General features: G+C 53.0%; 14 protein-coding genes. All 14 read left to right on the top strand.

Annotated features, from left to right (window positions below):
- Positions 1-2 precede the first annotated feature (2 nt).
- Positions 3-239, top strand: coding sequence for a tail protein X (locus ACRBCU_RS10790; RefSeq protein ID WP_431365387.1), 237 nt, complete (start codon positions 3-5; stop codon positions 237-239).
- A gap of 12 nt (positions 240-251) precedes the next feature.
- Complete coding sequence (locus ACRBCU_RS10785) at positions 252-1253, top strand: phage late control D family protein (protein ID WP_431365386.1); 1002 nt, start codon at positions 252-254, stop codon at positions 1251-1253.
- Position 1254: 1 nt separating this feature from the next.
- Positions 1255-1716: a hypothetical protein gene (locus tag ACRBCU_RS10780; protein ID WP_431365385.1), complete on the top strand. Its 462-nt coding sequence runs from the start codon at positions 1255-1257 to the stop codon at positions 1714-1716.
- Positions 1717-1803: 87 nt separating this feature from the next.
- Complete coding sequence (locus ACRBCU_RS10775; RefSeq protein WP_431365384.1) at positions 1804-1992, top strand: DUF6900 domain-containing protein; 189 nt, start codon at positions 1804-1806, stop codon at positions 1990-1992.
- A 168-nt stretch (positions 1993-2160) separates the two neighbouring features.
- Positions 2161-2508 carry a hypothetical protein gene (locus ACRBCU_RS10770; protein ID WP_431365383.1) on the top strand — a complete coding sequence of 116 codons (348 nt, stop codon included), beginning with the start codon at positions 2161-2163 and terminating at the stop codon, positions 2506-2508.
- Positions 2498-3625 carry a baseplate J/gp47 family protein gene (locus tag ACRBCU_RS10765; protein WP_431365382.1) on the top strand — a complete coding sequence of 376 codons (1128 nt, stop codon included), beginning with the start codon at positions 2498-2500 and terminating at the stop codon, positions 3623-3625. Before ACRBCU_RS10770 ends, ACRBCU_RS10765 begins: the two co-directional genes overlap by 11 nt.
- A complete protein-coding gene (locus ACRBCU_RS10760; protein ID WP_431365381.1) occupies positions 3625-4296 on the top strand; it encodes a phage tail protein I in 672 nt (223 codons plus the stop codon). Before ACRBCU_RS10765 ends, ACRBCU_RS10760 begins: the two co-directional genes overlap by 1 nt.
- Positions 4293-5816 (top strand): phage tail protein, encoded by a 1524-nt coding sequence (locus tag ACRBCU_RS10755; RefSeq protein ID WP_431365380.1) that lies wholly within the window; start codon positions 4293-4295, stop codon positions 5814-5816. The genes ACRBCU_RS10760 and ACRBCU_RS10755 overlap by 4 nt, the downstream gene beginning before the upstream one ends.
- Complete coding sequence (locus ACRBCU_RS10750; protein ID WP_431365379.1) at positions 5813-6361, top strand: hypothetical protein; 549 nt, start codon at positions 5813-5815, stop codon at positions 6359-6361. The genes ACRBCU_RS10755 and ACRBCU_RS10750 overlap by 4 nt, the downstream gene beginning before the upstream one ends.
- Positions 6358-6921: a hypothetical protein gene (locus ACRBCU_RS10745; protein WP_431365378.1), complete on the top strand. Its 564-nt coding sequence runs from the start codon at positions 6358-6360 to the stop codon at positions 6919-6921. Before ACRBCU_RS10750 ends, ACRBCU_RS10745 begins: the two co-directional genes overlap by 4 nt.
- A 194-nt stretch (positions 6922-7115) precedes the next feature.
- A complete protein-coding gene (locus ACRBCU_RS10740) occupies positions 7116-7931 on the top strand; it encodes a DNA adenine methylase (protein WP_431365377.1) in 816 nt (271 codons plus the stop codon).
- On the top strand, positions 7928-8260 hold the full coding sequence (locus ACRBCU_RS10735) for a DUF7694 domain-containing protein (RefSeq protein WP_431365376.1): 333 nt from the start codon (positions 7928-7930) through the stop codon (positions 8258-8260). The genes ACRBCU_RS10740 and ACRBCU_RS10735 overlap by 4 nt, the downstream gene beginning before the upstream one ends.
- Before the next feature lie 60 nt (positions 8261-8320).
- Complete coding sequence (locus ACRBCU_RS10730) at positions 8321-9694, top strand: hypothetical protein (protein WP_431365375.1); 1374 nt, start codon at positions 8321-8323, stop codon at positions 9692-9694.
- Positions 9687-10547: a DNA adenine methylase gene (locus ACRBCU_RS10725; protein ID WP_431365374.1), complete on the top strand. Its 861-nt coding sequence runs from the start codon at positions 9687-9689 to the stop codon at positions 10545-10547. Before ACRBCU_RS10730 ends, ACRBCU_RS10725 begins: the two co-directional genes overlap by 8 nt.
- Positions 10548-10681: the final 134 nt, after the last annotated feature.

Here is a 10681-nt window from a genome sequence, read left to right as displayed (position 1 = left end):
TTATGTCAAAAGAATTCTTTGAGCATATCACCACGAGCGGGGATCGTTGGGATCTGATTGCCTTTGACTACTACGGCGATGCCACACTTATTAAACCGATCATGATGGCCAATCCTGACCTGCTTTCGGATCCACAAAGTCCAGCGCCACTTGTTTTTGATAAAGGCGTGTCGATCAGGGTGCCTGTTCTTCCGGTGGAAGCTGTAGTGGCTTCTCAATTGCCACCCTGGAAGCGATAGGGAGGTTCACCGATGTTTGGCCCGCAAATTCCATTTGTTGATCTATCCATTGCAGGCGCTGCGTCCGGTCTCATGCTTGGTGGCTCGCTTAAAGAGTTTTCCTATCGTGATGTTCATCATGGAGAAGTGGACGAAGTCAGCTTCAAGCTGGCAGATGGGAACGGCCTTTGGCGCTCGAGTTGGGGCATTGACGAAGGCACAGAGATTGAGGGAACGATGGGCTATGCGGGGCTGATCGGCGCAAGAGTGCCGTGCGGTCTTTACACCGTGGGCGAAACGGAAGCTCAAGGAGATGGTAGCGGCGATGTCGCGACGTTTCATGCTCAAGCCGCATTCACGTCAAAAGAGCTGCGCACCCAGCGAACTGAAGCTTTTGACAAAATGAAGTTGGCTGCGATTATCCAAAAAGGGGCTGATCGGCACGGTTTAGACGTTCTCGGCGAAATCCCTGATCTCAGTTTCGAGAGGATCACCCAAGACAAACAGAGCGATTTGAGCTTCTGGACACGTTTGGCTGAGGATTGGGGCTGCTACTTTTCGGTCAAGGGAAACCAGCTCGTATTTACCACGCGCGAGTCGATTGAAAGCCTGTCGGCCGTTCGACACTTTGAGCTGATCGCAGGAGATCGCGCGATGCGTTATTCATTGCGCAAATCCACGCACAAACTTTATGCCAAAGCCGAAGCCAAATATCTGCATCCCAAACTAAACAAGCTGCTGCAGGCTGAAGAAGTGGATGATCGCGTGCCGTCTGGCGATACTTTGAAAATTGACGATCGAGCGGAATCGCAAGGACATGCTGAGCGGATGTGCAAAGCGCGCCTCGCGAGCGCGAATGATCGTCTTGGTACAGGCAGGATCACTGTCGTTGGAGACCCTCTTTTGTTGGCAGGTCAAGTTGTGCAACTGGGCGCGACATACGGCAAATACGCGGGCCGCTGGTTGGTGACTGCGGCGCGGCATCGATTCAACGCCTCAGGCTATATAACTACCATCAACATAAAGGCGCTATGACATGGGGCAGATGAAGCGGGGCATCGTAATCGCAGGGCGCGGCTCCCAGGTGCAGGTTCAATTCGATGATGCGGATGGAATGATCTCGCCTTGGCTGGACGTGGCTCAGGAATCGACGCTTGGGAAGCGCTCTTATCGGCGGTTCAAAAAAGGCGAGATGGTTCGTTGTTATCTCGATCGCAAAGGCGAAAGCGGAGAAGCATTGTTTGCGATCTATAACGACGCGAACCCAGCGCCAGCGGATGGCGATGAGTTGTTCTATGAAGAGGCTGCCGATGGGTCCACGCTCGAGTGGGGTGTTGGATCGTTTAGATACACCAATGCGGAAGGCACGGTGTTTGAGGTTTCGGGTGCTGACGTGAACGTTACAGGCAACTTAATAGTCTCGGGGAACGTGAGCGTTGAAGGCACAACCGAGCTGAAGAACACGTCAATAAACGGGGTGTCCCAGGTTGCCGATTAGTGGTTCTTCTCTCCGACTTTTCCCCGGCGAAAGCGCTCGCTTCACTGCGTTTGGGAAGCAATGCTGTCGGTAACAAAGGAGAGAACAATGACCGACCCAGCACCCCAAGTTTTGGAAGAAATCGCAGCAGAAACTCTTGATCTGGAAACACTTGAAACGCGCAATTCGGACGATTTGGATTTTCACGACATGTCGGTTTGGCAGATCAAGAAGGCCTTAGAAGCGGCATTTGAAGCCGGCAAAGCAGCCAACGCTCTCGAACAGTGTCACGCTTAATAATTCACTGATTAAGGCACTTGACGTAGCAAGATCAATTTAAGACGGTGCAGGCGATAGAGGGCCATGCGCCCCTCTCTAAACTGAGTTCAGATAGTGTGACCGCTTTGGCATTGGTTATTTGCCAGCATGCTGGCGAGAACCGAAATCCCCTTTGTGCATTGGCAAATGAAACGCGCTCCATCTGGGGTTGCGGTTCTAGGTGAAATCGCCGCCGAGCTTGATGATCTCGACCAAGATATCCGTCAATGCATTCTGACCCCAAAACGCTCGGTGCCGCTCAATCCGGAAAAAGGCTGTGATCTCGATCAGTTCCGCGACCGCCCGCTTAATGTACGCCATATGTTTGTGGCCGCGGAGGTGCGCGAGACGCTCGAGCGCGACGTGCCAAGGATCAAAGTTTCGGCTGTGAACGTCGAGGCTGAATTTACCTCTGTGAAGATCCGCGTGACCTGGTCTCCAAAAGAACAGGTATTGGAAGAATTTATTACCACGGAGGTCGTCTATGTCTTCTGATGCGGCCTTTACTGATCACCCGATCAACGAACTCAATGCAGCAGGTGCACCGGACTTTGTAACTGCGGATGCGGGAACGATCCTGGACATGCTCAAGGGCTTCTTTGAGACTGAAACTGGTCGCACGCTCTCTCCAAGCAACGCGGAAATGTACCTGCTTGAAACCGCTGCCTATATGTTTTCAATCCGCGCCGCGGAAGATCAGCAGGGCTTTGAAAACTGCTTTGTTGCTTGGGCGCAAGAGAGATTTCTTGAGGCGCACGGCACGGGTCGCAACACGGACCGTTTGCAGCCAAGAGCAGCGACCACCAATTTGCAATTTGAAACAGACGCGCCGGCGCTGACTCGGATCCGCATTCCTTCTGGCGCGCGCGTTAGCGATGACGCTGGTCAGGTTCAATTCTTAACGCTCTCGGATGCTTTCATCGAGGCTGGCCAAACCCAAATCGATGTCGCAGCCGTGGCGAGCGACGTTGGCAGTTTTGCCAATGGGTTTCCAATTGGCAGCTTGACCTCGATCGTGGATCCAGTTCTGGGCGTCGCTGCTGTCACCAATCTGACGGAGACCGGAAACGGGAGCGAAATCGAAGAGCTTGGTCGATACCGCGCGCGCGTCGCATTGGCCTTCGAGCGTATTGGCGACGGGCTGTCTAAAGAGCGCTATTTGTCTGACGTTTTAGGCTGGAATGCCCGCTGCATTGCTGTTGAGATCATCCGGCCACAGCCGGGATACGTGAGCATTTATCCCTTAATGGATACGGGGGCAGCCAACGCCGAAGAGCTGGCTTCGCTTCTCAGTGTCTTTGATGAAACGAGCATCCATCAGGGTGACTACATTCAAGCCTTCGCACCTGAAGCCCATGTTTTTTCCTTTCCTTTGGATCTCACTGTTTCAGATCCTGCCGCCAAGGACTTGGCTGTCGCGGCAGTGCAGGGTGTGCTTGACGTTTGGGGGCAAAGCCTTGGCGGCTATATCGCGCCCTCTGAGCTGATCCGAGTTGCGAAAGACGTTAGCGGCGTGATCGAGGCGGATGTGCCTGGTCTCACCTTCGAGCTGGTCTCCCGTACCAAATGGCGTAGCGGCACGATTTCTGACGTAACGAGTGAGGTGGTCTGATGTCGCGCATCTGGTCGGATCGACAGCTTGAGCGCGCGACGCCTGCGCAGGCCAAGGACATACGTGGCCGAGCGTTTTTACAGGCCGTCAATCGAATGCTAGCGAGCAAGCGTCTGCCGGGTCCAGATGTTCGTGATCCGGCGACTTGCCCTGTTGAGGCACTGCCTGCGCTCATTGCAGAATATTCTATGGAAGAGTTTATCTCGCCTGGTCTGAAAGAAGAGTACATTCGCGCGCTTCTGGCGCGGCGATACGATCTCAAGCGCATGAAGGGCTATATCGCCGGAATCCGCTTGGGGCTTAGCCTTGTCGGGGTTGAGGTAGATTGGGTGCAATGGTTCGAAGAAACGCCAATGGCTGCGCCGAACACACACAGGCTGAAAGTCGTCTTTGACAAGCCGATGCTAGACGGCGTGCCGATCGGCGATCTTTACCACCGCCGCGCCGCGGCGCGCATCATCGAGGCGATGAAGCGGTTCAGCCAGAGCGAGGACATCGAGTTTGTTATTCGCACCGCTCTGCAAGGCCATGTTGGCGCGATTACCCGCCTCTCTGGGCGTATTCATCTCAAAGCTCTCGGCACCGCTGAGCAAACCATTGCGGCGACGCTCGGCACCGGCGCAATCACGCGCTTGAACGGCATCTATCACATGAAAGGATTGCCGGTATGACGCAATCAAGCTACTCGATCGTGACCACCTTCGGACGCGCATGGAATGCCAGTGCCGCGGCGGGCGTAGAAGTGTCTCCCATTACGCATATGGTCTTTGGAGACGGCGTGAGCGCGCCGACGGGCGGCGAAACTGAGCTTGTAAGTGAAGTACATCGCCAAGCGATCAATGCGTCGGGTGCTATCGCTGAGCAAGGTGTTGCCTGGTTCGAGGCGCATCTTGTGGCCAATGTGGGCGGGTTCGTCATCCGAGAAATGGGGCTTGTCACCGCAGATGGCAACCTCGTGGCGATTGGCGTTATTGAGGATGGCATTCCCAAATTGGATCCATCAACAGGCAGCACGGCCGAGTTGACGATGCGCATGGATGTGTTCTTCGCAAAGCTCGATGCGCTCGTCGTCGAAGTCGCGCCGCTGCCGCATTACCTAGACCGCCAGCGGCTCTTGCATCCAGAAACAATGAAACTGATCGCGACGTCAGACTGGCAAGAAAACACCAATGCTGATGATCCTGAAAAAGCGCTCGAACAGGTGCGCCTCGGTAAGCTGCTTGAAGCCAGTATCATCGATAACCATCCCGAGGCAGCAGCGACGATCTTTGCAGGCGACGTGGCGCATCAAGGCGCACCGACGGTTGCGCAAGAAGCGTCATACAGCAAGCCGATCATGTCGATCGGAGGCCAGCGCATCCGCCTGGATAGGCTTCCCGGCGACTTGTTCGCAGGCCCCGGCAATCATGACTGGGTCATGCGTCTTCTTGCTAGCGATCCCGTTGAGGGCGAGAGCATGGCTGAGTTTTTGCGTCACTTCCCCGCGACGCGCTACCACATCGAATGGGGCAACATTGTTATCGTTGTCATGGGCGACGAGATGATGAGCAAGGGCGGTGACCTTAGCTACGAGACTTTCGAATGGTGGCGGGACATCCATCTCTCCAAACAAGCCGATCATTTCATGCTGACTGTTACGCATCAAAGCCTGCAAAACACAATTGATCCCAGCCCGAACAAACCAGGGCGGCACATCCACAATTCTCAATGGTTCATTGATGCGATGATGGATCCCGACCAGCCCGTCAAAACCAATTGGATCAACGGACATCACGGCTCTTACAGCACCACTGATCTTGATAACCGCACTGCGCTCGCGCATGGCGGCAATCGCTTCATTCAAATCGGCGCTCATTTGCCATCGGTTGCGGGTGACATTCCGAAACGTCCGGTCACCTATTGGACCATCAATTTCAGTGCGGGTTCGCGCAACGTGCTGTTCAAGCAATGGGATGTAGAGGCAGGGGGCTACATCGAGGCGCACGATATCATCGTTCAAGCGCCCCAGCCGATCCGGCTCAATGCTCTGCCCCAGTTCGACGGTCGCCATCAAAAGAGCCTTCGATTTGATCCCGAAGCGGACAAAGCCTTCGCTCATGCCGCGCGACAGACGCTGCGTTTTGCCAAACAGGAACTGAGATTGCGCAAGGCCACAGGAATGCCGACCGCTGGAATGGAGAAAGCACTATGATCCACAGTCAAACACAAGCCGACCTCAAAAGGGTTGCGGATGGTTTTGAGGCCATTCTCGAAGAGTTGGACACGCCGAGCGGGCTTGAGCAGGCCGGATTCAAACGGATGAAAGAGACGCGTGTGTTCGACGATGCAAATGTCGCGATCACCTATCCGGGCGGCACAACGATTGCCGATGCGACGGTGACCCATTCCTTCGATTATGTGAGCGCCTTTCCCGACGAGGAAACGCAGATTTATTTCACTTGGGTCTGCAACATGAAGCTGGAGAGCAACGGCGTGGATAACGAGCCGCGCGGTAAGGCGGCGATCTTATTACCAGACGGCACGGTTCTTACCAATGTGATCAGTTTTGGCGTTGATCGCAGCGACACCAACGCGGCTTACATCAACGGCTCGCAAGGCGCATCTGGTCACATGGTTAAGCCTGCTGATCAAGCCAACATCACCTTTGAACAGCGCTGTTTCATGAACTTCGGCGCGCCCGAAAATCTCATGGAAATTGACAGCGCCGACCTGCTGGTACGGGAGTATGTACTGTGACGACACCTCAATCAAAGTTCCTCATTCGCGCTGCTGCAGAGGCTGGTTTCACCGCCACGAAGATCGTGAACGGGGTGCCAGAATGGAACGCGCCAGCGCCAAATGCTGGCGAAATCGACACCATTACTTTTGAGGCGCAGCGCCTTGAAGTGGGTGCCAACATCGTTGCGGACATTGAGCGCATGGGCGCATTATTGGTGCGTAAATATCCCAGCACTGAGCAGCAAGGCTGGCCGATCAAGTTCACCGAAGCCGAGGCAGTGATCGCAGGCACGCTCGCGGAAGTTGATGCTTTCCAGCTTGGCATTGAAGCGTCGATCACGGGTGAAACTGTCGCCAATTTGGCGGCAAGTACACTTGCAGCAGCGGCCCTTACAGGCATGATCCCTTCGATCTCAGCGGGTCTGCGCCGGCGCCTCGAAGCAGGCATCGCAGCCGCTCAAAACGAAGTGGAACTTGAGGCGCTTGAAGCTACCTCAGATGCAGCGCGCACCTCGATCATGACCGCCTTTGCGACAGGTGACCCAGCTGTCGTGCAAACTGCACTGGCGGCGATCTGACAACCCTCGAATGATCAACTGTCGATATGCCCAATGGGCAATCGGCGAAGTCTCCTAAAAGCGGAGGCAAGAGGCGCGGTAACGCCTCTCACCACGGGGGTGTTATTGAGACAACCCCGCCGACCTGATCTGAGATGAAGGCCGTCCGCACCCATGATCACGGGAGACGGCAGTAACGAACGATTCGAGACCAAATGTCAAAGACAGTTATCTCTAAGACCAACCCTGTCGCCCCTTACTTGGGCGGCAAACGCAACCTGGCCAAGCGTATCTGCGCCATCATTGATGCCGATAACCACACGACCTATGCAGAGCCATTTGTTGGCATGGGAGGTATCTTCCTTCGCCGTACAAAGCAGCCCAAATCAGAGTACATCAATGACGCAGGTCGCGATGTCTACAATCTGTTTCGCGTTCTGCAGGAACACTATGTGGCGTTTCTGGACATGCTTAGGTTCCAAATCACGACGCAGGCAAATTTCATCCGCTTGACTAAGGTCGATCCCGAAACGCTTACGGATCTGCAGCGGGCCGCGCGGTTTCTTTACCTTCAGCGAACTGCCTTTGGCGGTAAGCCATCGGGGCAAAACTTCGGCGTCGCAACCGATCGGCCCGCACGCTTCAATCTGACGACGCTGGAATCTGATCTCGAAGCCCTGCACGAACGCCTATCCGGCGTCACAATCATGTGCGTAGACTATTCCAATTTTATTGCACGCATGGATCGCAAACACACGCTGTTCTATCTCGATCCGCCTTATTGGGGCTGTGAGAATGACTACGGCAAAGCCTTGTTTGAGCGCGCTGATTTTGAGCGCCTGGCCGAGCAGCTCAAAGGGATCAAAGGCCGCTTCGTGATGTCCATTAACGATGTGCCCGAGATCCGCGAGACCTTTGCTGCGTTCCACATGTCCGAGGTTTCAACCACTTACACGATCGCTGCAAAGAACGATCGATCCAAAGAGCGCGCTGAGCTGTTGATCAGCAATTTCGTCTGGGAGGGGACATGAGGCAGGACTATCCGGATCCAGTTGAAATGGAGATCATAGGGTTTCAAGTGATGGTGGACGACACGCTCGGCCACCTCGCTGTCACCCACGACGGCTCGATCACATGGGACCAGCTGCAGGCGATCAAGAACGCAGTTTGGGGCCGCGATGCGCGCGCGATTGAGGTTTATCCTGTGCAGGCGGACGTCATCAACAACGCGCCGCTACGACATCTCTGGCGGCTTGGAGCTGATGACTTCTGCCCTGATTTGCTGGGGCGGGTTGAGCCAAGACAGACGTTAGAAAAACGATTTTTATTGGCGTGGTCAAAGCAAATTGATGGACAATAAGCTGTTATTCTCCATGTAATCATGACCTAATTCATTCAGAATTAATTGGGAGAATCAATTGTGAGCCAAAATGAAATTAAGACAGTTGTGAATGTTGATCGTCTTTTTCTTGCTACCGACAACCCTCGTCATGAAGAAGTAGATGATGAAAGAGAAGCTATTGAGCGGCTTTGCAAGTCAGAATACGTTGAGGAACTAGCTCGAGATATAGTCCTTAACGGACCAAGTCCTGCAGAACGGTTGATTGTTTATCCGGCGGACGAAAGCTTGAAGATCGATGAAGTCGACGAACAAACTGCGTTCGTTGTCGCCGAAGGGAACCGGCGAGTATGTGCCTTGAAGTTGCTAAATGATCCGGATCTCGCGCCTGTAAAACTACGCGACGCAATAACCAAAATGGCGGATGGGCGCGAGATATCTGCCGAAGTCGATGTTGTTGTGATGATCGACCCAGAACGGCGTCGGCACTGGATGAGACGTATTCACGATGGAGTTCAAGGCGGAAAGGGGCGAAAACCTTGGAACGCAGAGCAGAAAACCCGTTTCAGCGGCTCGCGACGGAATATCATAGCGCAGCAGCTTTTTGATTTTGCGGAACGACGAGGATTGATGGAAGAGGCCGATCGACGGGGGAATTTTTCCCATATGGCACGACTAGTCGGAAACGTACTGGTTTCGGAAACGTTGGGGCTGGACCTGTCAAACGGTATCGAAGAACTCCAACGCAATCGTCCAATCAAAGAGTTTGAAACTATTCTTGCTGCTGTTTTAAGAGAAGCAAAGGATAAGGCCCTTGGCTCCCAAGCCTCGAAGGCGAAAATTGACAGGTTCGCCCGAGACCTAAACAAGTTGTCTGGTGTTTCGGTAAATCGCATCGATCCTGAAGGGCTCGAACCTGAGGAGAGCGATCATCCGAGCGATAGTCCCAATGCTCAAACGACTGATGTTGGCGATAGAGATGCAGGAAATGGTGTTTCGGAAACGTCTGGTGGGGGGGCAAGTAGTAAATCAAAAAGCAAAAAATACGTTATTGAAGAAAGCAGCATTTCCGACGGATTTGAAGATTTGAATCATGACAAGTTGATGAGCCTTTATAAATCGATTTGCTCGATCAATTGTGAAACCCACACCCCTTTAATCGCTGTTGGCGTTTGGTCGTTCGTTGAAACGCTCGCTGCGACAATGGGCAGTGACAAGCCATTCAAAGACTTCTTCACTAGAGGAAAGACAGGTAAGCTCGCTGCTCTGGGATTGGGGTATGGACAAGATGCGAATGCTGTGGTGGAAGCTCTGGCTCGCATTGCTGGATACGGTAACACTACAAAGCACGACGCTGTTTCCGCGTTCTTTGACTACAGACAAGTTATCAATGATATGAAAGTTCTTTCGCCTTTGGTTGAGGCATGCATTTCGGAGTTGAAGCAAGATGCCTAGATCGAATTCTCCTTTGAGGTACCCTGGTGGAAAGTCCAGCATGTTGGCTTTGATGGCTGGAATTTTGAGGGAGAATGATCTTCAACGTGGAGCCTATGCAGAACCCTTTGCAGGCGGGTGTGGCTTGGCGCTTAGTCTATTATACGGAGGGCATGTTTCTGAAATTCATATTAACGATGTTGATCCTGCAATATGGAGCTTTTGGCACTCGGTGTTAAATGAGACTGATCAGATTATTCAGCTTGTCGAAACTGCTGAACTTAGCGTTGTTGAGTGGCGACGTCAGCGTGAGATTTTCTTAGAGCAGAGAATTTCTGATCCAGTCAAGTTGGGCTTTTCCGCGTTCTTCCTAAATAGAACAAACCGCTCAGGCATAATCAAAGGCGCTGGCGTGATTGGAGGGTTGCAACAAGCGGGAAACTACAAAATGGATTGCAGGTTTAACCGATCAGACTTGAAAAAACGAATACAGCGAGTGGCCAAGTACAAAAGCCGCATAAAACTTACACGTATGGACGCACTAGAGTTCATCCCTTTTGCCGACAAAACACTTTCACAAAAAGCGCTCCTGTGTATCGATCCACCATATTTCAATAAGGGTTCGAGCTTGTATACGAGCTTTTACGTTCCAGGAGATCACGCAGCCTTGTCGGTCGAGATTCAAAACCTCCAACGGCCGTGGGTGGTCACCTACGATAACGTTCCAGAGATCAATTCGCTTTATCACCCCCAACCAAGATTTGGCTTTGACGTTAACTATTCAGTTCAAACTAAACGGGTTGCTACCGAACTGCTGGTAGCATCACATCATTTGGTATTACCAGAAGAGATCGAGGCGCGCCGTATCGCTTAGAACTCAAGATTGTTTTGTTAAAGCAGTTCAGATCAGCGCTCATCAACAGGGCATGCCACGGCGCGAAGCAAACGATCAAAATTTTTGTCTAAAACTTAGTCCACCGTTGTCTAAAACTTAACGCGCCGCAACAG

It is taken from the genome of Planktotalea sp., from assembly GCF_050633725.1.
Lineage (GTDB): Bacteria > Pseudomonadota > Alphaproteobacteria > Rhodobacterales > Rhodobacteraceae > Planktotalea.
Note: the sequence above shows the minus strand (reverse complement) of the source record. Positions and strands in the feature narration are given on the sequence as shown.

Bases quoted from the DNA above. Each gene is read 5' to 3' on its own strand.
- ACRBCU_RS10740 (WP_431365377.1), top strand. From the start codon at position 7,116: ATGTCAAAGACAGTTATCTCTAAGACCAACCCTGTCGCCCCTTACTTG.
- ACRBCU_RS10735 (WP_431365376.1), top strand. From the start codon at position 7,928: ATGAGGCAGGACTATCCGGATCCAGTTGAAATGGAGATCATAGGGTTT.
- ACRBCU_RS10775 (WP_431365384.1), top strand. From the start codon at position 1,804: ATGACCGACCCAGCACCCCAAGTTTTGGAAGAAATCGCAGCAGAAACT.
- ACRBCU_RS10760 (WP_431365381.1), top strand. From the start codon at position 3,625: ATGTCGCGCATCTGGTCGGATCGACAGCTTGAGCGCGCGACGCCTGCG.
- ACRBCU_RS10790 (WP_431365387.1), top strand. From the start codon at position 3: ATGTCAAAAGAATTCTTTGAGCATATCACCACGAGCGGGGATCGTTGG.
- ACRBCU_RS10765 (WP_431365382.1), top strand. From the start codon at position 2,498: ATGTCTTCTGATGCGGCCTTTACTGATCACCCGATCAACGAACTCAAT.
- ACRBCU_RS10725 (WP_431365374.1), top strand. From the start codon at position 9,687: ATGCCTAGATCGAATTCTCCTTTGAGGTACCCTGGTGGAAAGTCCAGC.
- ACRBCU_RS10770 (WP_431365383.1), top strand. From the start codon at position 2,161: ATGAAACGCGCTCCATCTGGGGTTGCGGTTCTAGGTGAAATCGCCGCC.
- ACRBCU_RS10785 (WP_431365386.1), top strand. From the start codon at position 252: ATGTTTGGCCCGCAAATTCCATTTGTTGATCTATCCATTGCAGGCGCT.
- ACRBCU_RS10755 (WP_431365380.1), top strand. From the start codon at position 4,293: ATGACGCAATCAAGCTACTCGATCGTGACCACCTTCGGACGCGCATGG.
- ACRBCU_RS10780 (WP_431365385.1), top strand. From the start codon at position 1,255: ATGGGGCAGATGAAGCGGGGCATCGTAATCGCAGGGCGCGGCTCCCAG.
- ACRBCU_RS10750 (WP_431365379.1), top strand. From the start codon at position 5,813: ATGATCCACAGTCAAACACAAGCCGACCTCAAAAGGGTTGCGGATGGT.